This window comes from Microlunatus sp. YIM B11417 (genome assembly GCF_059617205.1).
On sequence record NZ_JCAMPJ010000001.1, the window covers coordinates 1,676,132 to 1,697,231 of the forward strand.

General features: G+C 70.8%; 24 protein-coding genes. 16 read left to right on the forward strand and 8 right to left on the reverse strand.

Annotated elements, in window-relative coordinates; translation table 11 throughout:
• The first annotated feature begins 47 nt into the window (after nt 1-47).
• Together AC6CCG_RS08370 and AC6CCG_RS08375 are read left to right on the forward strand one after the other, a co-directional pair.
• A complete protein-coding gene (locus AC6CCG_RS08370; RefSeq protein WP_496654032.1) occupies nt 48-398 on the forward strand; it encodes an ArsR/SmtB family transcription factor in 351 nt (116 codons plus the stop codon).
• Entirely contained in the window at nt 395-883 is a 489-nt protein-coding gene (locus AC6CCG_RS08375) for an SRPBCC family protein (protein ID WP_496654033.1), read from the forward strand. Before AC6CCG_RS08370 ends, AC6CCG_RS08375 begins: the two co-directional genes overlap by 4 nt.
• Here the strand turns inward: AC6CCG_RS08375 and AC6CCG_RS08380 are convergent, their stop codons facing one another.
• Nucleotides 884-1,741: a DUF3097 domain-containing protein gene (locus AC6CCG_RS08380; RefSeq protein WP_496654034.1), complete on the reverse strand. Its 858-nt coding sequence runs from the start codon at nt 1,739-1,741 to the stop codon at nt 884-886.
• An 83-nt stretch (nt 1,742-1,824) separates the two neighbouring features.
• Nucleotides 1,825-2,076, reverse strand: coding sequence for an SHOCT domain-containing protein (locus tag AC6CCG_RS08385; RefSeq protein ID WP_496654035.1), 252 nt, complete (start codon nt 2,074-2,076; stop codon nt 1,825-1,827).
• 279 nt (nt 2,077-2,355) lie between these two features.
• Here AC6CCG_RS08385 and AC6CCG_RS08390 point away from each other — a divergent pair, with 279 nt between their 5' ends.
• The 3 genes from AC6CCG_RS08390 (at nt 2,356) to AC6CCG_RS08400 (ending at nt 4,967) form a co-directional block, all read left to right on the forward strand.
• Nucleotides 2,356-3,606 carry a sensor histidine kinase gene (locus AC6CCG_RS08390; protein WP_496654036.1) on the forward strand — a complete coding sequence of 417 codons (1,251 nt, stop codon included), beginning with the start codon at nt 2,356-2,358 and terminating at the stop codon, nt 3,604-3,606.
• Between the two features lie 20 nt (nt 3,607-3,626).
• Nucleotides 3,627-4,283: a response regulator gene (locus AC6CCG_RS08395; RefSeq protein ID WP_496654037.1), complete on the forward strand. Its 657-nt coding sequence runs from the start codon at nt 3,627-3,629 to the stop codon at nt 4,281-4,283.
• 195 nt (nt 4,284-4,478) lie between these two features.
• The gene (locus tag AC6CCG_RS08400) at nt 4,479-4,967 is read left to right on the forward strand and encodes a universal stress protein (RefSeq protein WP_496654038.1); all 489 of its coding nucleotides are present in this window, start codon (nt 4,479-4,481) and stop codon (nt 4,965-4,967) included.
• Here the strand turns inward: AC6CCG_RS08400 and AC6CCG_RS08405 are convergent.
• On the reverse strand, nt 4,964-5,641 hold the full coding sequence (locus AC6CCG_RS08405) for a response regulator (RefSeq protein WP_496654039.1): 678 nt from the start codon (nt 5,639-5,641) through the stop codon (nt 4,964-4,966). The genes AC6CCG_RS08400 and AC6CCG_RS08405 overlap by 4 nt on opposite strands.
• Nucleotides 5,628-6,857 (reverse strand): sensor histidine kinase, encoded by a 1,230-nt coding sequence (locus tag AC6CCG_RS08410; RefSeq protein ID WP_496654040.1) that lies wholly within the window; start codon nt 6,855-6,857, stop codon nt 5,628-5,630. The genes AC6CCG_RS08405 and AC6CCG_RS08410 overlap by 14 nt, the downstream gene beginning before the upstream one ends.
• 114 nt (nt 6,858-6,971) lie before the next feature.
• On the opposite strand from AC6CCG_RS08410, the gene AC6CCG_RS08415 reads away from it, so the two are divergent.
• On the forward strand, nt 6,972-7,730 hold the full coding sequence (locus AC6CCG_RS08415) for a GAP family protein (RefSeq protein ID WP_496654041.1): 759 nt from the start codon (nt 6,972-6,974) through the stop codon (nt 7,728-7,730).
• 139 nt (nt 7,731-7,869) lie between these two features.
• Nucleotides 7,870-8,430 (forward strand): Uma2 family endonuclease, encoded by a 561-nt coding sequence (locus AC6CCG_RS08420; RefSeq protein ID WP_496654042.1) that lies wholly within the window; start codon nt 7,870-7,872, stop codon nt 8,428-8,430.
• 1 nt (nt 8,431) lies between these two features.
• Here AC6CCG_RS08420 and AC6CCG_RS08425 read toward each other — a convergent pair whose 3' ends face one another.
• The gene (locus AC6CCG_RS08425; RefSeq protein ID WP_496654043.1) at nt 8,432-9,256 is read right to left on the reverse strand and encodes an MBL fold metallo-hydrolase; all 825 of its coding nucleotides are present in this window, start codon (nt 9,254-9,256) and stop codon (nt 8,432-8,434) included.
• Nucleotides 9,257-9,318: 62 nt separating this feature from the next.
• Between AC6CCG_RS08425 and hrcA the strand changes: the two genes are divergently transcribed.
• Genes hrcA through tgt form a run of 4 tightly spaced genes read left to right on the forward strand, consistent with a single transcriptional unit; the run spans nt 9,319 to nt 13,519 of the window.
• Nucleotides 9,319-10,335: a heat-inducible transcriptional repressor HrcA gene (gene hrcA / locus AC6CCG_RS08430; RefSeq protein WP_496654044.1), complete on the forward strand. Its 1,017-nt coding sequence runs from the start codon at nt 9,319-9,321 to the stop codon at nt 10,333-10,335.
• Nucleotides 10,336-10,383: 48 nt separating this feature from the next.
• Nucleotides 10,384-11,559 (forward strand): molecular chaperone DnaJ, encoded by a 1,176-nt coding sequence (gene dnaJ / locus AC6CCG_RS08435; protein WP_496654045.1) that lies wholly within the window; start codon nt 10,384-10,386, stop codon nt 11,557-11,559.
• The gene (locus AC6CCG_RS08440) at nt 11,556-12,290 is read left to right on the forward strand and encodes a 16S rRNA (uracil(1498)-N(3))-methyltransferase (RefSeq protein WP_496654046.1); all 735 of its coding nucleotides are present in this window, start codon (nt 11,556-11,558) and stop codon (nt 12,288-12,290) included. The genes dnaJ and AC6CCG_RS08440 overlap by 4 nt, the downstream gene beginning before the upstream one ends.
• The gene (gene tgt, locus AC6CCG_RS08445; RefSeq protein ID WP_496654047.1) at nt 12,287-13,519 is read left to right on the forward strand and encodes a tRNA guanosine(34) transglycosylase Tgt; all 1,233 of its coding nucleotides are present in this window, start codon (nt 12,287-12,289) and stop codon (nt 13,517-13,519) included. Before AC6CCG_RS08440 ends, tgt begins: the two co-directional genes overlap by 4 nt.
• On the opposite strand, the gene AC6CCG_RS08450 is transcribed toward tgt, so the two are convergent.
• Complete coding sequence (locus AC6CCG_RS08450; RefSeq protein WP_496654048.1) at nt 13,516-14,541, reverse strand: ABC transporter substrate-binding protein; 1,026 nt, start codon at nt 14,539-14,541, stop codon at nt 13,516-13,518. The genes tgt and AC6CCG_RS08450 overlap by 4 nt on opposite strands.
• 129 nt (nt 14,542-14,670) lie before the next feature.
• On the opposite strand from AC6CCG_RS08450, the gene AC6CCG_RS08455 reads away from it, so the two are divergent.
• Nucleotides 14,671-14,982 (forward strand): hypothetical protein, encoded by a 312-nt coding sequence (locus tag AC6CCG_RS08455; RefSeq protein WP_496654049.1) that lies wholly within the window; start codon nt 14,671-14,673, stop codon nt 14,980-14,982.
• 26 nt (nt 14,983-15,008) lie between these two features.
• Here the strand turns inward: AC6CCG_RS08455 and AC6CCG_RS08460 are convergent, their stop codons facing one another.
• A complete protein-coding gene (locus AC6CCG_RS08460) occupies nt 15,009-16,259 on the reverse strand; it encodes a metal-dependent hydrolase family protein (RefSeq protein ID WP_496654050.1) in 1,251 nt (416 codons plus the stop codon).
• 76 nt (nt 16,260-16,335) lie between these two features.
• On the opposite strand from AC6CCG_RS08460, the gene AC6CCG_RS08465 reads away from it, so the two are divergent.
• A complete protein-coding gene (locus tag AC6CCG_RS08465) occupies nt 16,336-18,093 on the forward strand; it encodes a gamma-glutamyltransferase family protein (protein ID WP_496654051.1) in 1,758 nt (585 codons plus the stop codon).
• 8 nt (nt 18,094-18,101) lie between these two features.
• On the opposite strand, the gene AC6CCG_RS08470 is transcribed toward AC6CCG_RS08465, so the two are convergent.
• Nucleotides 18,102-18,398 (reverse strand): hypothetical protein, encoded by a 297-nt coding sequence (locus AC6CCG_RS08470; protein WP_496654052.1) that lies wholly within the window; start codon nt 18,396-18,398, stop codon nt 18,102-18,104.
• A 124-nt stretch (nt 18,399-18,522) separates the two neighbouring features.
• Here AC6CCG_RS08470 and AC6CCG_RS08475 point away from each other — a divergent pair, with 124 nt between their 5' ends.
• Genes AC6CCG_RS08475 through AC6CCG_RS08485 form a run of 3 tightly spaced genes read left to right on the forward strand, consistent with a single transcriptional unit; the run spans nt 18,523 to nt 21,099 of the window.
• Nucleotides 18,523-19,428, forward strand: coding sequence for a dihydrodipicolinate synthase family protein (locus AC6CCG_RS08475; RefSeq protein ID WP_496654053.1), 906 nt, complete (start codon nt 18,523-18,525; stop codon nt 19,426-19,428).
• The gene (locus tag AC6CCG_RS08480) at nt 19,428-20,429 is read left to right on the forward strand and encodes a proline racemase family protein (RefSeq protein ID WP_496654054.1); all 1,002 of its coding nucleotides are present in this window, start codon (nt 19,428-19,430) and stop codon (nt 20,427-20,429) included. Before AC6CCG_RS08475 ends, AC6CCG_RS08480 begins: the two co-directional genes overlap by 1 nt.
• Before the next feature lie 7 nt (nt 20,430-20,436).
• Nucleotides 20,437-21,099, forward strand: coding sequence for a GntR family transcriptional regulator (locus AC6CCG_RS08485; RefSeq protein ID WP_496654055.1), 663 nt, complete (start codon nt 20,437-20,439; stop codon nt 21,097-21,099).
• Nucleotide 21,100: the final 1 nt, after the last annotated feature.

A 21,100-nucleotide genomic window follows, 5' to 3' on the forward strand; every position in this document is an offset into this window, starting at 1 on the left:
GCTCTAGGTTCGTACTCAACCAAGAGGTTGAGTACGAGGAGTGTTCGATGCCGGACGACCGCCTGTCCAGGGTCTTCGCTGCGCTCGCCGATCCGACCCGCCGGGACATCGTGGCCCGGCTCGCTGCCGGCGACGCCACGGTGGGCCAACTCGCCGAGCCGTACGACGTGTCGCTGCAGGCCGTCTCCAAGCAGCTCCGGGTCCTCGAGGACGCCGGACTGGTCAGCCGGACCCGGGAGGCCCAGCGGCGTCCCTGTCATCTCGAGGCGGAGGTGTTCGATCTGATGACCCGCTGGATCGAGCGCTATCGGGACCAGGCCGAGCAGCGTTACCGCCGGATCGACGACGTGCTCGCCGACCTTGATCAAGCAGACCGCACCGAAGGAGCAGTGTCGTGAACGACACCATGATCAACAAGACCGAGCTGGAGGTCGATCCGACCCAGCCGACGATCCGGGCCGCCCGCGAGTTCGCGGCGACGCCGGACCGGCTCTATCGCGCGTTCACCGACCCCGACCTGGTGGTCCGCTGGCTCGGCCCGCGGGACCAGCCGGTCCGGCTGGACCATTGGGATGCCCGGACCGGCGGCAGCTATCGCTACACAGGACGCGACGCAGGTCCCGACGAGCCGGGCTTCTTCGGCTCGTTCCACGAACTCAGGGAGAACGAACGGATCGTTCAGACGCTCTCCTACGACGGCTACCCGGACGGGGTGTGCCTGGAGATCATGACCCTGACCGAGCTGCCCGGCGGCCGGACCCGACTCGACTCCCTGCTGGTGCTCGACTCGGTCGAGGCTCGGGACGGACTCGTCCGCAGCGGCATGGAGAAGGGCATGAACGAGGGGTACGAGCAGCTCGACGAACTGCTGGCCGGTGCTTGATCAGTCGATCGCGTGATCGGTGGTGACGAAGTCGATCAACTGCTCGACCACCGTCAGCAACGGCCGCTCCAGGTCGTCCCAGCTGGTCACCCGGCCCAAGATCATCCGCCAGGCGGCGGCGATGTCGGCCTGGCTTTCGTGCGGCCAGCCGAGGGCGGCGCAGATGCCGGACTTCCAGTCGGTGCCGCGCGGGATGGTCGGCCACGCCGTCAGGCCGAGCCGGTCCGGCTTCACCGCCTGCCAGATGTCGATGAACGGATGGCCGAGCACCGAGACGAACTCGCCGTGCCGGCCGGCCGCGACCGCGTCGGCGATCCGGGTCTCCTTGCTGCCCGGCACCAGGTGATCGACCAGGACGCCGAGCCGGCGGCCGCGCGCCGGGGCGAACTCGTCGACGATCGCCGGCAGGTCGTCGATGCCGCCCAGGAACTCGACCACCACTCCGACGTGCCGAAGATCATCGCCCCAGACCTTCTCGACCAGTTCGGCGTCGTGCCGGCCCTCGACGTAGATCCGGCTGGGCAGGGCGATCTTGGCCTTCTCGTGCGGGGTGGCGACCGAGCCGGACGCGGTCCGGGCCGGCTCCTTGGCGCCGGCCCGCACCGGCGGGGTCAGCTCGACCGGCTTGCCGTCGATCAGGAACCCCGCGCCCAAAGGAAAACTGCGCCGCTTGTCGCGGCGGTCCTCCAGAACGACGATGCCGTTCTCGTAGCGGACGATGGCACCGCAGAAACCGGTGCTGGCGTCCTCGACGACGAGGCCGCGTTGCACCGGAACAGGACGGCTGGTGATCTTGGTGGCCTGTTGCCAGCCCGGGGCGAGCACGTCGCCTCCGTAACGATCATGCGGGGAAGGCACCAGAGAACCTTAAGTCACGACACCGCCCGCCCGGGGAGATTTCCCCGGACGGGCGGTTGGTGTGTCGGCCACAGGGCCCTTGATCAGCGGCGCTTCTTACCGCCGTCGTCGGTCGGCCACTGGTCCGAGCCCGGCGTCCAGTTCAGCACGCTGGCCCGCTCCAGGAACTCGTCGGTCGAGATGTCGCCCCGGGCGAACCGCTCGGCCAGGACCTTGCGGGCCTCGAACTCGGGCGCCCGGTTCGCGGCGTTGACCCACGGCGGCGGACCGATCTTGCCGCGCCGGGCCAGGAAGAAGGCGCCGCCGATCAGCAGCGCGAGAAACAGCAGGCACATGATTCCTCCAAGGATGGGAAAGGGAAAGAAGGGCGGCGGACCATCGGCCCAGCGATGCGGACCGAACCCGGTGTCCAACGGCACCAACAGTGAACTGATCATGACCACCACTGTGGCGCGGCGAAGGCGTCCGGACATCGCCCGTCGAGCGGCTTTCCGACTACGCTCCGTGACGTAGCCGCGGTACGCGCGGCGGTCGATGTGCGGGCCCCGGACCCGGCCTAGGATCGTTGGTCAGATCCGAGCAGTTGAGCGAGCAGCAGCCGAAAGGGGAAGCCGATGGCACGGGCGCTGCCGGCCATCCGGCCGGAACCGAGGCACTTGTTCCTGGACGTCCCGCTGGGCCTGCTGATCGGGCTGGCCACTCTGTGGAGCGTGCTGATCAGCGGCTGGATGGGTCACGGCCGCCCGCCGTGGGCCGGCCGGGAGGGGCCCTACGGGCCGTACCCGCCGCCCGGTCCTGACTTCGGCGGCGGAGCCGATCGGGTCGATCTCACCTGGCCGATCGTGCTGGGGATCCTGATGTTCACCGCCGGCCTGATCCTGCGCCGGCTGCAGCCGTGGGTGGGCTATCCGCTGGTGGTCGTCGGGGTCGCGGTGGGTCTGGCCGCCGGGATCCCGGGTGGTCCGGTCTTCCTGGCGCCGATGATCGCGATCGGCACGCTGGCCCGTCAGTTCGAGCCGCGGCACTGGCTGCCGTGGTCGGCCGCCCTGGTGCCGATGGTCGCGGCGGGGCTGTGGCCGCCGGACGGCCGCGGCTTCGCCGATCCGAACCGCCTCGCCGGTGCGACCTTCGTCCTGGTGCTGCTCGGCCTCGCGGCGATGATCGGGATGATCCGGCGGACCCGCCGGGAGACCGTCCAGCGGGAGCGGGACGATGACCTGCGTCGCTCCGCGTACGAGGAGCGGCTGCGGATCGCCCGCGAGGTGCACGACCTGATCGGGCACTCGCTGTCGGTGATCAACATGCAGGCCGGCGTCGCGCTGCACGTCCTGCCGAAGAGGCCGGAACAGGCCGAGGAGTCGCTGCGGGCGATCCGGCAGACCAGCAAGGACGCGCTGGCCGAGCTGCGCTCGACGCTGGCCGTGTTCCGGGACCCGGACCGGGCCGAGCCGACGGCGCCGGAGCCGGGCCTGGCGCGGCTCGAGCATCTGATCACGGCGATGCGGCAGGCCGGCCGGGCCATCGAACTGACCGTCGAGGGGGAGGTCGGGGAGCTGCCGCCGACCGTCGATCACACCGCCTACCGGATCGTCCAGGAGGCGCTGACCAACGTGGTCCGGCACGCCGGTGACGCGGCGGCGTCGGTGACGATCACCCGGCAGAACGGCCGGCTGCTGATCGCGGTCGTGGACCAGGGACCGCCGGTCCGGTCCGACCGGCTGGTCGAGGGACACGGGATCTCCGGGATGCGGGAACGGGCCCGAGCCGTCGGCGGTACGTTGACCGTACAACCCCAACCGGGCGGCGGCGTGGCGGTGCGGGCCCAGCTGCCGATCCGGAACCAGCTGTCGAACCGACCCGAATAGCCGACCGAGAGGATGCAGTGATGACGATCAGGGTGGCCATCGCCGATGATCAACAGCTGGTCCGGATGGGCCTGCGCGTGCTGGTCGACGCCGAGGACGACCTCGAGCTGGCCGGCGAGGCGGAGGACGGCCGGCAGGCGCTGGACCTGGTCCGGCGGACCCGGCCCGACGTGATCTTGATGGACATCCGGATGCCGATCATGGACGGGATCGAGACCCTGAAGTCGATCGCCGCCGACGAGAAGCTGAGCGAGACCCGGGTGGTCATGCTGACCACGTTCGAGAACGACGACTACGTCTTCGAGGCGCTGCACGGCGGCGCGGCCGGGTTCCTGATCAAGGACAGCGAGCCGGAGGACATGGTGCGGGCGATCCGGCTGGCCGCGGCGGGGGAGTCGCTGCTGTCGCCGTCGGTGGCCCGCCGGGTGATCGAATCGCTGCGGTCGCGGGCACCGGCGCGGGCCAAGGTGCATCCGCAGCTGGCCACCCTGACCGACCGGGAACGCGAGGTGCTCGGCCTGATCGGCGAGGGCCTGAACAACGACGAGATCGCCGGCCGGCTGTTCGTCAGCCCGGCCACGGCCCGGACCCACGTCAGCCGCGCGATGATCAAGCTAGGAGCCCGGGACCGGGCCCAGCTGGTGGTGATCGCGTACCAGTCCGGCCTGGTCCACTGATCTTCCTTGCCGTTGCCCCACGAACCAGACCTCACCCACTTTCCTGCCTCTTTACACGAGATGTAACCCGTGCAAAGCGACGGTTTTTCACGTTAACGTGAAAAACTTGGGGCCAGAGTGACGGCTCCTGGCCCGGACGGCGGTTGTCTCCCGGTCGGTGGCGGAGGAGAGTAGAAGGGTCCGAAAGGAGTGATCATGGAGTCGACGAGGACACCATGCGAGCCCGAGGTCGTGGTGGGGTTCGACGACTCGCCCTCGGCGCGGGCCGCGCTCGACTGGGCGGCGCGCTACGCCCGGGCGGCCGGACTCCGGGTGCGGGCGGTGCACGTGCTGGGTCAGGTGCCGGACCCGATGGCCTGGGTGTCCAGCTACGACGCGGCCGGCTATCTCGGCGAATCGCCGACGCCGGAGGATCTGGAGGCGCGGGTCAAGGACGTCGTCCGGCAGTCGTTCGAGGCGACGAAGCCCGAGGCCGACTGGCGGCTCGAGTTCGTCTGCGGCTCGCCCGGCAAGACCTTGATCAACGAGTCCCGCCGGTCCCAGCTGCTGGTGATCGGCACTCGGGAACACACCGGGATCGAACGTTTGATCAGCGGCTCGGTGAGCCACTACTGCCTCGGCCACTCGCTGCGCCCGATCGTTGCCGTACCGGCGCCTGACGACGAGCCGGACGCCCGCGGTTAGGGGACGACCAGGCCGGCGGAGCGGGCGACGATCGCGGCCTGGGTCCGCGAGGCCAGGTTGAGCTTGGCCAGCACCCGGGAGACGTGGGTCTTCGCGGTGGCCTCCGAGATCACCAGCTCGGCGGCGAGTTGCGCGTTGGACAGGCCGCGGCCGAGGGCGGCCAGCACCTCCCGTTCCCGCTCGGTCAGCTCGGCCAGCCCGGGCACCTCCTCGGAGGTCTCGGCCGACTGTGCGCGGGCGAACTCGGTCAGGATGCGGCGGGTCACCTCGGGCGCCAGGATGCCGTCGCCCGCGGCCACCCGGCGCACCGCGTCGATCAGGGCGGCCGGTTCGACCGACTTGAGCAGGAAGCCCGCCGCGCCGGCCCGGAGCGCGCCGAACACGTACTCGTCGAGATCGAAGGTCGTCAGCACCATCACCTGGGCCAGCCGCTCGGAGACGATCGCCTTGGTCGCCTCGATCCCGTCGGTGCCGGGCATCCGGATGTCCATCAAGATCACGTCCGGACGGTACGCCCTCGCCTGCCGGACCGCCGCGTCGCCGTCGGCGGCCTCGCCGACCACCTCGATGTCGCCGGCGCCGGCCAGGATCAGACCGAGGCCGGTCCGGATCGCACCATGATCATCGGCGATGACGACCCTGATCGACGGCCCCTGATGATCATGATCGGACACGCTCGCCTCCCGGGATGATGGCCTCGATCAACCAGGTGCCGTGATCGGTCGGCCCGGCGGACAGCCTGCCACCCAACGCGGCGGTACGGTCACGCAGGGCGGCCAGGCCGTGCCCGGCCGACAGCGCGGGGTGGATCGTCGCGCCCGAGCCGGCGGTGTTCTCGACCTTGACCACCAGCGGGTCCGCGCCGTCGATGGTCAGCTCGACCGTCGAGCCGGGGGCGTGCTTCGCTGCGTTCACCAGGGCCTCGGCGATGATCCGGTACGCCGTCTGGTCGACCGCCGCCGGCACCGTGGCCGCGTCGCCGCCGAACCTGATCCGCAGCCCGTTGTCCTCGGCCTGCCTGACCAGTTCCGAGACCCGGTCCAGCCGGGGCGGTGCGGCGACCGGCTCGTCCGGATCGGCCTCGTTGCGCAGCAACATGATCATGGAACGCATCTCGGACAGGCCGGCCAGGCTCGATTCGCGGACCGACTCGAGGGCCTTCCGGTCCGCACCGGCATCGGCCGGCCGGGCCAGCGCCGCACCGGCCTGCAGCGCGGTGGCCGAGAGGTGGGAGGCGATCACGTCGTGCAGGTCGCGGGCCATCGAGGCCCGCTCGGCCTGCACGGCGCGCTGCCGGTCCAGCTCGCCGACCCGGACCAGGTCGTCGGCCCGTTGCCGTTCCAGCTCGATCCGCTCGGCGGCGAGGCGGGCCAGTTCCTCCTTCTGCCGCAGGTCGCGGGCCCACCAGACCGGGACCACCAGGAACGCCGTCAGCTGCAGCGCGGTGGCGATCCCGGTACGCAGGTCGATCAGGCCGGCCACCAGGACGAGCACGGCGACGATCACCGCGGCGACGGACCCGGCGATCACTCGTCGGCCGACGCGGCTGCCCAGCCGGAACGCGGTGAACAGCAGATCGAAGATCACCAGCAGGACGCCCGGACTGCCGCCGATCGCGAAGTCGGCGAGGACGGCGACGGTGCCCACACCGAGGGCGATCATCGGGTGCCGCCGGCTGAACGCGATCGCGATGCAGCCGACCGTCAGCGGGACCGCATGCCACCACGGATCGAACTGCGGCCAGCCGGTGCCCCGCCAGACCCCGCCGAGACCGAGCGCGAGCAGGCCGAGGCCGGCCAGCCAGAGCACGAGCGGCGACCAGCGCGGGTCGCCCTCGACGGAGAAGAACCGCTCCAGCCAGCGCCGCGCGGCCGAAACTGTCGTGGTCACGCCACCATCTCAGCACAGCGGGCGGCGGGATCCCATCCGTCGAAGGATGTATCCGCGAGCAGGAGAAGTGTCCTCCTTCGGCCGACGACGGATCGGCGCCGCGCGGGCAGGCTGATGATCATGACCCTTTGGCTCGCCGGTTCCCTCGCGGTGCTCGCACTGATCGACTCGACCAGCTTCGGCACCCTGCTGATCCCGATCTGGCTGCTGCTCGGTTCCGAGCGTCCGCGAGTGGGCCGGATGTTGATCTACCTCGGCACGGTGACCGGGTTCTACTTCGCGCTGGGCATGATCATCTCCTTCGGCGCGTACGCCTTCATGGACCAGATCCAGGCCGCGCTGGCCACCCGGGCCGCCTCGGTGGTCCAACTGCTGCTCGGTGTCGGGCTGTTCCTGCTCAGCTTCGCGCTCGACCCGAAGCGCCGCGCCAAGCGGGCCGACGGCGAGCCGGGCAAGATCGCGCGCTGGCGGCAGCGGGCCATGGGCGACGCCTCCGGCGGTGGCTCGATCCCTGCCCTGATGGGGCTTGCGCTCGGTGCCGCGGCGATCGAGGCGGCCAGCATGCTGCCGTACCTGGGGGCGATCGGCCTGATCACCACCTCCGGACTTGATCTTGCCGGCCGCGGGCTGTCGCTGGCCGCGTACTGCGTGATCATGGTCCTGCCGGCGCTGGTCTTCCTGGTGCTGCGGCTGGTCGCGCATCGCCAGGTCGAGCCGCTGCTGCAGAAGATCAACGGCTGGCTGACCAAGCACGCGGCCGGTGCGACGTCCTGGATCGTGGCCATCGTGGGCTTCCTGGTCGCCCGGGACGCGCTCTGGCGGCTGGGCGGGATCGACTGGGTGGTCGACCAACTCGGCCGGGTCACCGGTTGATACGACGGTCAGCGCCGGTCCGTTCGCGGAGCGGAGCGGGGGATCTGAAGGGGGCGTCCCCCTTCACGCAACACTGTCAGTAGGCGGCCGTAGGTTCCGGCCATCGAACTGTGGAGACGGGAGGCCTACCATGACAGCTATGACGGCGCCGGCGACCCCTATCGGATTGCCCTACGGACGTGCCCTGACGCGGGACGACCTGGCGGCGATGCCCGATGACGGCCACCGCTACGAACTCATCGACGGGACGCTGATCGTGACGCCCGCGCCCGGCTACGACCACCAGTCGGGTGTGTTGGAGTTGGCCGTGCTGCTGCGCTCCGGTTGCCCGGCCGACCTCAAGGTCATGATCGCGCCGTTCGACGTGGTGTTCGGGAAGAAGACCGTGCTGCAGCCCGACCTGCTGGTCGCTCGGCGATCCGACTTCACAGCCCGCGACCTGCCGAAGGTGCCGGTGCTCGCGGTGGAGGTCCTCAGCCCCAGCACCCGGCACATCGACCTCGGCCTCAAACGGTCCAGGTACGAGGCGGCCGGTTGCCCGTCCTACTGGGTGATCGACCCGAAGGCCCCGTCGATCTCGGCCTGGGAACTCACCGATGGCCAGTACGAGCTCGTCGGCGAGGCCAAGGGCGAGGAGCCGCTGCGGCTGTCGAAGCCGTATCCGGTCGAGATCGTCCCGGCCCGCCTGCTCGACGGCTGACTCAGGCCAGCGGCAACTGCCGCCGCCCGATCTCGGGACGCTCGGCCGCCAGCTGCGCGTAGCCGGGCTCGATCCCGCCCGCCACGTACGACTCCGGATAGGCCCACTCGCCCCGTTCCAGCGCCTGGTCCTGCGGCACTCCGGAGGAGGCCAGCCGCTGCAGTTCGCCGGCGACGGCGGCGACCCGGCCGCGCTGCTCGAAGACGTACTCCCGATCCACCGGCTCGCCGTGCCCCGGCACCGCCCGTGAAGTCTCGGTCATCAGCCCGACCAGCCCGTCCAGCGTGGCGGGCCACTCGTGCGGGAAGCTGTCCGACCCCCAGGACGGCGGCGCGGCCGACTCGATCAGGTCGCCGGCGAAGATCAGTTCGGCGTCCGGCACGACGACCAGCAGGTCTCCGGCCGTGTGACCACGGCCGAGGTGCGCGATCTCGACCCGGCGCCCGCCCAGGTCGATCGCGGCCGCCACGGCCAGTTCGCGGCTCGGTGCCGGCACACCCTCCGCCAGCTCGGCGCGGACCGACTCGTGCGCGATCGTCGTGACATCGGCGAAAGCGGCCAGCCCGTTCGCGTGGTCGTCGTGCGCGTGGGTGACCACGACGGTGGTCAGCGGCGCCGAGGTCACCGCGGCGATCGAGTCGCGGATCAGCCGGCCGTGCTCGGCGTTGCTGCCGCAGTCGACCAGCAGGCAGCCGTCGTCACCGGCGATCAGGCCGAGATTCGCGGACTCGGGTTCGGCCACCGCGACCCAGACCCGCGGAGCGAGCTCCTGCCAGGTGCCGATCGTCCCAGGTCCGCTCGTGCCGTCCGGCTCTCCAACGCTCACCGGGCTAGACTGGCACTCCCCGGCCGTGAGTGCCAAACTGCGGCTCAGCAAGCGAAGGAGGCGTGATGGACGACCGCAAACTCGATGTTTTGCGCGCGATCGTGACCGACTACGTCTCCAGCCAGGAGCCGGTCGGTTCGAAGGCCCTGGTCGAGCGGCACAACCTGCGGGTCTCCCCGGCGACGGTGCGCAACGACATGGCGTCGCTGGAGGAGGAGGGCTACATCACCCAGCCGCACACCAGCGCCGGCCGGATCCCGACCGACAAGGGCTACCGGCTGTTCGTCGACCGGCTGGGCACCGTGAAGCCGCTGTCGGTGGCCGAGCGGCGCGCGATCCAGACCTTCCTGTCCGGCGCGCTCGACCTGGACGATGTGATCTTGCGCACCGTGCGGCTGCTGGCCCAGGTGACCCAGCAGGTGGCGATCGTGCAGTACCCGACGATGAGCAGCGCCACCGTGCGGCACATCGAGGTGGTGTCGCTGAACCCGGGCCGGATCCTGCTGATCCTCATCACCTCGACCGGCCGGGTCGAGCAGCGCTCGTTCGAGGTCCCCGCCTACGACGAGGACACGCTGGCCGACCTGCGGGCGCACCTCAACGCGGCCGCCGACGGCCAGCCCACTGCGGTCGCCGCGACCCGGCTGAGCGAGCTCGCCGGCCGGCTGCCGGTCGACCTGGACCCGATCGCGCCGTCCGCCATCGCCGCCCTGCTGGAGATGCTGGGGACCGAGACGAGCACCCGGCTGGTGGTGGGCGGGGTGCCGAACCTGACCCGCTTCGGGGACGATTTCGAAACCACCGTGAAGCCGGTGCTGGAGGCCCTGGAGGAGCAGGTGGTGCTGCTCAAGCTGCTCGGCGAGGCGACCACCGCCGACGCCGTCACGGTCCGGATCGGGCAGGAGAATCCGTACAAGGAACTGCGGACCACGTCGGTCGTCTCCTCCGGGTACGGTGGAACGGACGACCCCTGGGCCGCGCTCGGGGTCGTCGGCCCGACCCGGATGGACTATCCCTCGACGATGGCCTCGGTGCGGGCCGTGGCCCGTTACGTCGGCCGTTTTCTCTCCGAAGGATGACTCCGATTCCGTCGCAGCCACTTCTGATTAAGGATGTCAGTGCCCAAGATGACTGAGGATTACTACGAAATCCTCGGCGTGCCGCGTGACGCCACGCCCGAACAGATCAAGAAGGCCTACCGGCAACTGGCCCGCAAGCTGCATCCGGACGTGGCCCAGGAGCCGGACGCCGCGGACCGCTTCAAGAAGGTCGCCGAGGCGTACGAGGTGCTGCGGGACGAGCAGAAGCGTGATCTGTACGACCGCGGCGGAGACCCGCTCGGCGGCGGGATGGGCGGTTTCAACGGGTTCGGCGGCTTCAACGGCGGGGCACAGGGCTTCGACTTCACCAACCTGGTCGACGCGATGTTCGGCGGCCAGCAGTCGCGCGGCCCGCGGTCCCGGGTGCGCCGCGGCCAGGACGCGGTGGTGCGGCTCGATCTCGACCTCGCCGAGGCGGCGTTCGGCGCCACCAAGCCGGTCCGGGTCGACACCGCCGTGCTCTGCCCGCGCTGCAACGGCAGCGGCGCCTCCGAGGGTTCCCAGCCGGTGCGCTGCTCGACCTGCCACGGCCAGGGCGACGTGACCCACGTCCAGCGCTCCTTCCTCGGCGACATCCGGACCACCCAGCCGTGCCCGACCTGCCGCGGCTACGGCACGGTCATCCCGGACCCCTGCGTCGAGTGCAACGGCGAGGGCCGGGTCCGGCACAGCCGGACGATCGAGGTCAAGGTGCCGGCGGGCGTCGACACCGGGATCCGGGTCAAGCTGTCCTCGCAGGGCGAGGTCGGCCCCGGCGGCGGCCCGGCCGGCGACCTGTACGTGGCGTTGAACGTGCAGCCGCACGACGTCTTCAAGCGGGTGAACGACGACCTCGAGGTGGTCCTGAAGATCCCGATGACCGCGGCCGCGCTGGGCACCGAGGTCGAGGTGACGACGCTCGAGGCGGACCTGCCCGACGCCGACCCGGCCGACACCAAGGTCATGGTCTCGGTCCCGGCCGGGACCCAGTCCGGCACCCGGATCACGGTCGAGGGCAAGGGCGCGCCGCGGCTGCGCGGCAACGGCCGCGGCGAGCTCGGCGTGACGCTGCTGGTGCAGACCCCGACCAAGCTGGACGACAGCCAGCGCGAACTGCTGCGCCACCTGGCCGAGGCCCGCAACGAGTCGCGGCCGGAGGTCACGGTGCAGCGGCACAGCAAGGGCGTCTTCGGCCGGATCCGCGACGCCTTCGTCGGTCAGTGACCGATCCGATCTTCTGGCTGCCCGACCTCGCTGATCCGCTGCCGCCGGCCGGGACGGTGCTCGCGCTGACCGGGCCGGAGGGTCATCACGCGGCGGTGGTGCGCCGGATCCGGAGCGGCGAGACGGTCCGGCTCGGCGACGGGCGTGGCCGTGCCGTCGCCGGGGTGGTGGTGGCGGCGAACAAGCAGGGACTCCAGGTCGAGGTCACCGAGGCCCTTCCGGTACGGACTCCGGGCCCGCTGCACTACGTCGCCGCTCAGGCGCCGGCCAAGGGCGACCGCTCGGAACTGGCCGTCGAGGTGCTGACCGAGGCCGGGATCGACGAGATCGTCCCCTGGCAGGCCTCCCGGGCCGTGGTCCGCTGGTCCGCGGAGCGCGCCGTGAAGGCCAGGGCCCGCTGGGCCGGCACCGCGAGCGAGGCGGCGAAGCAGTCCCGCCGGCTGACCGTGCCCGAGGTGACCGAGCCGGTGACGACGGCCGGCCTGGTCGAGTTGATCAAGGAAACGGCGCTGACCCTGGTGCTGCACGAGGAGGCGGCGACGCCGCTCGCCGAGGTGGCGCTGCCCGGCGCGGGCCGGGTGATGATCGTCGTCGGTCCGGAGGGCGGGATCGCGCCCGACGAACTGGCCGCCTTCACCGAGGCCGGCGGCCGGCCGGTGCTGCTCGGCGAGAACGTGCTGCGGGCCTCGACGGCCGGCGTGGTGGCCCTGGCCGGACTGAGGCTGCGATGACCGGTTACGACTTCGCGATCACCTCCGAGCTGCCGGGAACCCGCGGCCGGACCGGCGTGATCGGCACGCCGCACGGGACGATCGAGACGCCCGCGTTCATCGCGGTCGGCACCAAGGCCACCGTGAAGGCGGTGCTGCCCGAGTCGATGGCCGAGCTGGGCGCGCAGGCCCTGCTGGCGAACGCGTACCACCTGTACCTGCAGCCGGGGCCGGACATCGTCGACGAGGCGGGCGGGCTGGGCCGGTTCATGAACTGGCCGGGGCCGACGTTCACCGACAGCGGGGGCTTCCAGGTGATGAGCCTGGGCGTCGGGTTCAAGAAGGTGCTCGCGATGGACACCGCCGGGCTCGGCGACGACGACGTGATCGCCGAGGGCAAGACCCGGCTGGCCCACGTCGACGAGGACGGCGTCACCTTCACCTCGCACCTGAACGGATCCCGGCACCGGTTCACGCCCGAGGTGTCGATGCAGATCCAGCACCAGCTCGGCGCGGACATCATCTTCGCGTTCGACGAGCTGACCACGCTGATGAACACCAGGGCGTACCAGGAACGGTCGGTGGACCGGACCCAGCGCTGGGCGGAACGCTGCCTGACCGAGCACCTCCGGCTGACCGCCGAGCGGGCGCACCGTCCGTACCAGGCGCTGTTCGGGGTGGTCCAGGGCGCCCAGTACGAGGATCTGCGGCGGCAGGCGGCTCGTGATCTTGCTGCGCTGCGGCTCCCGGACCCGGCCGGAGTCGATCATGGTTTCGACGGGTACGGGATCGGCGGCGCGCTGGAGAAGGAGCGGCTCGGCGAGATCGTCGGCTGGGTGACCGACGAACTGCCCGACGACAAGCCGCGGCACCTGCTCGGCATCGCGGAGCCGGACGACTTCTTCGTCGCGATCGAGAACGGCGCCGACACCTTCGACTGCGTGAATCCGTCCCGGGTGGCCCGCAACGCGGCCGTCTACTCCCGCGACGGCCGGTTCAACGTCAACACCGCGCGGAACCGGCGGGCCTTCACCCCGATCGACGACGAGTGCGACTGCTACACCTGCGCGCACTACACCCGGGCCTACCTGCACCACCTGTTCAAGGCGGGGGAGATGCTGGCCTCGACCCTGTGCACGATCCACAACGAACGCTTCATCGTGTCGCTGGTGGACCGGATCAGGGCCAGCATCGCCGACGGCAGCTACGCCGACTTCAAGATCAGCTTCCTGAAGCGCTACTACGGTTAGGATCCGGGCCGGCCGCAGCAGCCCTTCGGCTCCCGGGTCAGCTGACCGGTCGGCGCCAACTGGTCGGCCAGCGTGTTCAAGATCACCGACTGCAGCTTGTAGCTCGGCGGCGACACGTAGTCCCAGCGGACCAGTTGGCCGGCCTCGACGGACGGCAGCTTGGCGAAGGACGGCTTGGCCTTGATGATCTGGTCCGGCTTCGCGGCCTGCGAGCGGGTGTCCCACATGATCACGTCGAGGGCGTACTTGTCGGCGTTCTCCCAGCTCAGGTACTCCCAGAACTCACCGTTGTTGGGGTTCTCCGGCGTGACCAGGCCGAGCCCCAGGCTCGCGTAGTAGGCGAGGTCGGCGTTGTCCTTCGGTACGGCGATGTACATCATCTGCGGGTCCAGGGCGACCGCCGCGATCCGGACGTCCGGCTTCGCCTTGGCCCAGTCCCGGAGCCGGTTGGAGGCCGCCTCGAAGGCCGCCTTGTCCTGGCTGATCTCCGGTGAGCCGAGATCGACCCCGAGCGAGGCGGCCAGCTCGGCGTAACGGGCGATCGTCTTGTCCAGCGTCGCGCCCTTGCCGTGGTTGATCTTCACCAGCGGCGCGATCTCGGCCATCTTCTTCTCTTCGTCGGTCGGCTCGGCGTCGGGCGACCAGGTGCCGTAGACGATCAGGTCGGGCGCCAGTGAGGCGAGCTTCTCGATGTCGGCCTGGCCGTACTCCTCGCCGAGGTTGGTCACCGCGGCCGGATCCACGTTGCCGGACTGCGGATTGGGCTTGCCGTCGACCGGGGACAGCGGCCCGAACGTGCCGATCGCCTTGATGCCGAGGTCCCACAGCGCACCGGCCGAACTCGTGTACGCGACGATCCGCTTCGGAACCTCCGGCGCGGTGACCGTCTCGCCCCGGTCGTCGGTGAAGCTCCAGCCCTGTTCGGACTCGGTCGCGGGCGGCGTCGTTGACGCGCAGGCGGCGCCGGCGAGAACGAGCAGAGCGGCCAGGCAGGCCAGCACGGACCGGATCGGTCGAGCCACGAGAGTCCCCCTTGGTTAGGTCAGGCTTACTTTATAGCCTGTCGCGACGATGCGGAGAGAACGAGGTCTGCGATCCGGACAGCGTGTCACACTGGGCTGGCTGGTGCGGCCGGTGAATCGGGGGTTGGGATGGGGCGGTACTTCGCGGACGCGCGGACCAAGCCGTTGTACGGCTGGATCGTGGCCGGTGAGGTGATCGGCGGCGTCGGGTTGTTCTGTGTCGCGGTCTTCGCCGTGCTGGCGTTCGGCTGGGTCCGGCAACCGAAGTCGTACGGCGAGGTCACGGCGGTCATCGCGAACGGCTTCCCCTGGTATCTGGTGCTCTGGTCGTCGCTCGGCACCTTCCTCACCGGCGTCGGCGTGATCTGGGTGATCGCGGCCCACCTGGTCCGGGCCATGGTGATGCGCCGGGACGCCGCGAAGATCAACTCGCCGCGCTGACCGAGCCGCCGGGCCCGTGGACGTGCTCAGCCGTCGAAGCAGACGCTGCCGGACCTGATCACGGTGCGTGGCCGGGCCGGGTCGCAGAGCACCTCCGGGTCGGCGAACACGTCGCCGGACAGCACCAGCAGGTCGCCGACGCAGCCCGGCTCGACCCGGCCGAGATCAGGCCGCCGGATCAGGGCGGCGTTGACCGACGTCGCCGAGCGCAGCGTGTTCGGCCAGCCGTCCGTCGCGGCCTGCAGTCGCAGCCCGTTCAGTTGATCATCCTGCAGATCGCCCATCAGGTCTGAGCCGAAGCCGACCGGAACACCGGCCTCCCGGGCGATCTTGATCGAATCCCGGCCGGCGTCGAGCACCTCCTGGTTCTTCCGCTGGGCCACCTCGGGCAGGCCGAGGGCGGCGCCACGGACCCGCATCGCCTCGTACGCGGCCAGGGTCGGCACCAGGAAGGCGCCGTGCTCGGCCATGATCACGGCCGACTCGGCGTCGAGCAGGTTGCCGTGTTCGACACTGCGACACCCGTTGCGGACCGAGTGGATGATCGCCTCCGGGGAGTAGGCGTGCACGGCGACGTACGAGCCGCGCCGGGCCGCTTCCTCGGTCGCGGCCCGGACCTCCTCGGCCGAGTACTGCGGCACCCGGAGCGGATCGGCGGGCGAGACCACGCCGCCCGAGGTCATCAGCTTGATCGCGTGCGCGCCGCGGCGGAACCGGTCGCGGACGGTGCGCCGGACCTCGTCCGCCCCGTCCACCACCTCGCACATCCGGTGGCCGTGCGAACACTCGACGCTGTCGGGGTCGCGGCTGTCGCCGTGACCGCCGGTCTGGCTCAGCGCGGCGCCGGTGTAGAGGTAGCGCGGCGACCAGTAGAGCCCCTCGACGCCGGCCCGGGCGAAGGCCGGGTCGCCGCCCGCGACGTCGCGGACGGTCGTGAAGCCGCGGGCCAGCGCCGCGGTCAGCCGCCGCGCGGCCTTGACGCCCAGGTAGCTGCCCGGGAGCCGGTCGGCCAGCGCGCCGGTCAGGTCCAGGGCGAACGCGTGCAGGTGGGCGTCGATCAGGCCGGGCAGGACGGTTCCGCCGGCGGCGTCGATCACCCGGCCGGACCGCTTCACCGCCGGGCCGACCTCGACGATGCGACCGGCCTCGACCCGGACCTCGCCGGGGTACGGCTCGTCGGCGACTCCGTCGAAGATCATCCCGTTGACCACGGTGAGGTCGGCGTCGGCGATCACGGCATGGTCGGTCCGCAGACCGAACCGGCGACTGCTCTCCATCCGGACAGCGTAGTAGCGTGAAACCGATCCCGACCGCCCGATCATGATCAACTCCGGATCACCGAGGAGCGCGCCCATGATGACCACCCGCCCGGAACTGATCGGCGACTTCGGCATGGTGGCGAGCACCCACTGGCTGGCTTCTGCGGCGGGGATGAGCGTGCTGGAGCGAGGCGGCAACGCGGCCGATGCCGCGGTCGCGGCCGGCTTCGTGCTGCAGATCGTCGAACCGCACCTGAACGGCCCCGGCGGTGAGGTGCCGATCCTGGTCTGGTCCGAGACCGAGCGGGAGCTCAAGGTGATCAGCGGTCAGGGCGTCGCGCCGGAGGCCGCCACGATCGAGGCGATCACCGGGCTGGGCCTGGAGCTGATGCCCGGCACCGGCCTGCTGCCGGCGACCGTGCCGGGCTCGTTCGGCGCCTGGCTGCGGCTGCTCCGGCAGTGGGGCACGTGGTCCGTCGCGGACATCCTCGAACCGGCGATCACCCTGGCCCGCAAGGGAAGCCCGGTCTTGGCCCGGGTCGAGGCGACGGTGGCCGGGGTGGCCGAACTGTTCCGTACCGAGTGGCCGAGTTCGGCCGAGGTCTGGCTGCCCGGCGGCGCACCGCCGGCGGCCGGGACTCGGTTCCGCAACCCGGCCCTCGCCGACACCTACGCCCGGGTCGCGCGCGAGTCCGAGCAGGCCGGCGGCAGCCGGGACCAGCGGATCCAGGCCGCGCACGACGCCTGGTACTCCGGCTTCGTCGCCGAGGCGATCGACGCGTTCTGCCGTACCGCGGAGATCATGGACACCAGCGGCGAACGGCATCGCGGCCTGCTCGCCGGCACCGACCTGGCCCGCTGGCAGCCGCTGGTCGAGGACCCGGTCATGATCGACTACGGCCGCTACCGGGTCGCCAAGACCGGGCCGTGGGGCCAGGGGCCGGTGATGCTGCAGCAATTGGCGCTGCTGCAGGCCGCGGGGATCGCCGACGTCGAGCCGGGGTCGGCCGACTGGGTGCACCTGATCACCGAGGCGAGCAAGCTGGCGTACGCCGATCGCGAGGCCTGGTACGGCGATCCCGACTTCACCGACGTGCCGTTGGGCGACCTGCTCAGCCCCGAGTACGCCAAGCAGCGGGCGACCCTGCTCGGTGACACCTCGTCGCCCGACCTGCGACCCGGCAGCCCCGGCGGGCGCGAGCCGAAGCTGCCGCGCTATCCCGGTGATCATGAACCGGACCCGGCGGCCGGCTCGGGCGAGCCGACCCTGCGCGGCGACACCTGCCACCTCGACGTGGTCGACGCGAACGGCATGATGATCTCCGCGACGCCGAGCGGCGGCTGGCTGCAGTCCTCGCCGGTGATCCCGGGCCTCGGCTTCTGTCTCGGCACCCGGGGCCAGATGTTCTGGCTCCAGGACGACCTGCCGAACTCGCTCCGCCCCGGCGCCCGGCCGCGGACCACGCTCACCCCGTCCTTCGCCTTCCGGGACGGCGAACCGTGGCTCGCCTTCGGAACCCCCGGCGGCGACTTCCAGGACCAGTGGTCGCTGCACTTCCTGCTCGAGGTGATCCATCGCGGGATGGACCTGCAGCAGGCGATCGACGCCCCGGACTTCCACACACTCGCCGTGCCGAACTCCTTCTATCCGCGCGACATCCATCCGCGCCACCTGCTGATCGAAGATCGTTTCGGCCCGGACGTGATCACCGAGCTGCGGCGGCGCGGGCACCTGGTGGAGGTCGGCGACGGCTGGTCCCTCGGCCGGCTCTCGGCCGTCGCCCGGGACGGCGGCTGGCTGAAGGCGGGGGCCAACCCCCGCGGCGCCCAGGGCTACGCGGTCGGCCGGTAGCGCTCGGGTCAGCGGGCCTGCGCGATGTCGTTCGCGAGCCGGTCGACGATGCCTCGGGTCTGGTTCACGTCGGTGCCCGACGCGATCACCTGCTCGAAGTAGCCGCGGCCCCCGATGGGCAGGTGCAGGATCGACACGCGCATGTCGGCGAGGTTCCCGGCAACCTCCTGGTCGTTGTTGATCACGTCCGTGAACCGGACATCCAGGTTGTTCAGATAGGCCTGGATGTTCGACTTGAGTTGCCAGAGTTCCTGATAGCTGGGCCCGAGCTCCATGCGGCGGGTCCGGATGAACAGGCAGGTCATCAGCGGCCTCCGATCAGGGGAAATGGTGGGAACGCCGCGACGGTAACCCGGCTCGGCCGTCCGGCGGCAGTGCCATTCGGCCCGATCCTCCCCTTTGAGTGTCGTGTGACATTACACTGATGGCATGGTGGAGCAGAGCAGGCCTTGGCGCGGGGTTCAGGTGGCGGCGGCATTGCCGTTCCACGACGACCTGACGATCGACGTGGAGGCGTACGCGGAGCACGTCCGGTTCCTGGCCGGGAACGGGTGTGACGGGATCTGTCCGAACGGCTCCCTGGGGGAATACCAGACGCTGTCCGACGATGAGCGGGCGCTGGTCGTCCGGACGGCGATCGAGGCCGCGCCGGACGGGTTCTCGGTGATGCCGGGCGTGGGCGCTTACGGTGCGCTGCAGTCCCGGCGGTGGGCGGAGCACGCGGCCGAGGCCGGTGCGGCGTCGGTGCTGTTGCTGCCACCGAACACGTACCGGGCCGACGAGGCGACGGTGGTCGAGCACTATCGCGAGGTGGCCAAGGCCGGGCTGCCGATCGTCGCGTACAACAATCCGTACGACACCAAGGTCGACCTGACGCCGCCGCTGCTGGCCCGGCTGTTCGGCGAGGGCCTGATCGTCGCCGTGAAGGAGTTCACCGGCGACGTGCGCCGGGCCTACCGGATCGCCGAGCTGGCGCCCGGCCTGGACGTGATCATCGGCACCGATGACGTGCTGCTCGAGCTCGGCATCGCCGGGGCGGTCGGCTGGATCGCCGGACTGCCCAACGCGCTGCCGGCGATCAGTGTCGAGCTGTACCGGCTGGCCACTTCCGGCCAGCCCGCTGATCTTGCCGAGGCTCTGCCGCTCTACCGCGACCTGCACGCGTTGCTGCGCTGGGACGCGACCACCGAGTTCGTCCAGGCGATCAAGCTCATGATGGACGTGGCCGGACGCAAGGGTGGTGGCTGCCGGCCGCCGCGGCTGGCGCTGCCCACCGAGTCGGCGACCGAGATCACCGGCGAGGTGGAACGCCTGCTGGCCAAGGGAATGCGCTGATGCGCTCGAAGCGCGTCTTCCACGCGGTCGACTCGCACACGGAGGGGATGCCGACCCGGGTGATCACCGGTGGCGTCGGCGTGATCCCCGGCTCGACGATGGCCGAACGGCGGCAGTGGTTCGCCGACAACCAAGATCACGTCCGCACGCTGCTGATGTACGAACCGCGCGGGCACGCCGCCATGAGCGGGGCGATCCTGCAGCCGTCGACCCGGCCGGACGCCGACTTCGGCGTGCTGTTCATCGAGGTGTCCGGGTTGCTGCCGATGTGCGGGCACGGCACGATCGGCGTTGCCACGGTGCTGGTCGAGACCGGGATGGTCGAGGTCGCCGAGCCGGTCACGGTGATCAACCTGGACACGCCGGCCGGGCTGGTCCGGGCCGAGGTGGCCGTACGGGACGGTGCCGCGACCGCCGTGACGCTGCGCAACGTCGACTCGTACGCGCACGCCTTGAACCAGCAGGTCGAGGTCCCGGGGTACGGCAGCGTCGGCTACGACTTGGCCTTCGGCGGGAACTTCTACGCCATCGTCGAACTGGACCGGCTCGGGCTGCCGTACGACCGCGCGGCCGGCGGTGAGTTGATCAAGGCCGGACTGGCGATCATGGACGCGATCAACGAGGCGGACCGGCCGGTGCATCCGGAACGGCCCGACATCGCCGGGTGCCACCACGTCTATCTCGCCGCGCCGGGCTCGGACGCCCGGCACTCCCGGCACGCGATGGCGATCCATCCCGGCTGGTTCGACCGGTCCCCGTGCGGCACCGGGACCAGCGCCCGGATGGCACAGCTGCACGCGCGCGGCGAGCTGGCGCTGGACACCGACTTCGTCAACGAGTCCTTCATCGGCACCCGGTTCGTCGGCCGTCTGGTCGACACGGCCGCGGTCGGCGGCCGGTCGGCGGTGGTGCCGACGATCACCGGCCGGGCCTGGATCACCGGCACCGCGCAGTATTTCCTCGACCCGACCGACCCGTTCCCGGCCGGCTTCCTGCTGTGAGTCGATCATGAGCAGTACGTTGCGCCCGGTGCGCCGGGAGAACCTCCGGGACGGGGTCAAACGCGCGATCAGATCGGCGATCATCTCCGGCGAGATGGAGCCGGGCCGGGTCTACTCGGCGCCGACGCTGGCCGAGACGTTCGGCGTCTCGCCGACCCCGGTCCGCGAGGCGATGCTCGACCTGGTCCGGGAGGGACTGGTGATCTCCCTTCCGAACAAGGGATTCCGGGTCACCGAGGTGTCCGAGTCGGACCTCGACGACGTGGCCCAGCTGCGGCTGCTGATCGAGCCGCCGATGGTACGGAAGGTCGCCGGCCGGATCGACCCGGCTGGGATCGAGCGGCTCCGCGAACAGGCCGGCAAGATCGTCGAGGCGGCGAAGGCGGGGGACCTGATCGAATACGTCGCCTGCGATCTGGACTTCCACCTGACCCTGCTGGAGCACGCCGGCAACCGGCTGCTGCTCGACGTCGTCGCCGACCTCCGGGCCAAGACCCGGCTGCTCGGGCTGACCCCGCTGCTGGAGTCCGGTCGGCTGGTCGAGTCGGCCGAGGAACATCTGGTGATCATGGACCTGGTCGAGGCCGGGCAGGCGGAGGACGTGGAGGCGTACCTGCGCCGGCACATCGGCCATGTCCGCGGGCTCTGGGCCGCTCACCCGGAGGCGTGAT

What these genes read in the sequence shown, in the direction of transcription:
- AC6CCG_RS08385 (WP_496654035.1), bottom strand. Translation starts at nt 2,076, where the DNA reads ATGTGCCTGCTGTTTCTCGCGCTGCTGATCGGCGGCGCCTTCTTCCTG.
- AC6CCG_RS08470 (WP_496654052.1), bottom strand. Translation starts at nt 18,398, where the DNA reads ATGACCTGCCTGTTCATCCGGACCCGCCGCATGGAGCTCGGGCCCAGC.
- AC6CCG_RS08400 (WP_496654038.1), top strand. Translation starts at nt 4,479, where the DNA reads ATGGAGTCGACGAGGACACCATGCGAGCCCGAGGTCGTGGTGGGGTTC.
- AC6CCG_RS08485 (WP_496654055.1), top strand. Translation starts at nt 20,437, where the DNA reads ATGAGCAGTACGTTGCGCCCGGTGCGCCGGGAGAACCTCCGGGACGGG.
- AC6CCG_RS08390 (WP_496654036.1), top strand. Translation starts at nt 2,356, where the DNA reads ATGGCACGGGCGCTGCCGGCCATCCGGCCGGAACCGAGGCACTTGTTC.
- tgt (WP_496654047.1), top strand. Translation starts at nt 12,287, where the DNA reads ATGACCGGTTACGACTTCGCGATCACCTCCGAGCTGCCGGGAACCCGC.
- AC6CCG_RS08455 (WP_496654049.1), top strand. Translation starts at nt 14,671, where the DNA reads ATGGGGCGGTACTTCGCGGACGCGCGGACCAAGCCGTTGTACGGCTGG.
- AC6CCG_RS08420 (WP_496654042.1), top strand. Translation starts at nt 7,870, where the DNA reads ATGACGGCGCCGGCGACCCCTATCGGATTGCCCTACGGACGTGCCCTG.
- dnaJ (WP_496654045.1), top strand. Translation starts at nt 10,384, where the DNA reads ATGACTGAGGATTACTACGAAATCCTCGGCGTGCCGCGTGACGCCACG.
- AC6CCG_RS08465 (WP_496654051.1), top strand. Translation starts at nt 16,336, where the DNA reads ATGATGACCACCCGCCCGGAACTGATCGGCGACTTCGGCATGGTGGCG.
- AC6CCG_RS08475 (WP_496654053.1), top strand. Translation starts at nt 18,523, where the DNA reads ATGGTGGAGCAGAGCAGGCCTTGGCGCGGGGTTCAGGTGGCGGCGGCA.
- AC6CCG_RS08480 (WP_496654054.1), top strand. Translation starts at nt 19,428, where the DNA reads ATGCGCTCGAAGCGCGTCTTCCACGCGGTCGACTCGCACACGGAGGGG.
- AC6CCG_RS08370 (WP_496654032.1), top strand. Translation starts at nt 48, where the DNA reads ATGCCGGACGACCGCCTGTCCAGGGTCTTCGCTGCGCTCGCCGATCCG.
- AC6CCG_RS08415 (WP_496654041.1), top strand. Translation starts at nt 6,972, where the DNA reads ATGATCATGACCCTTTGGCTCGCCGGTTCCCTCGCGGTGCTCGCACTG.
- AC6CCG_RS08460 (WP_496654050.1), bottom strand. Translation starts at nt 16,259, where the DNA reads ATGGAGAGCAGTCGCCGGTTCGGTCTGCGGACCGACCATGCCGTGATC.
- AC6CCG_RS08395 (WP_496654037.1), top strand. Translation starts at nt 3,627, where the DNA reads ATGACGATCAGGGTGGCCATCGCCGATGATCAACAGCTGGTCCGGATG.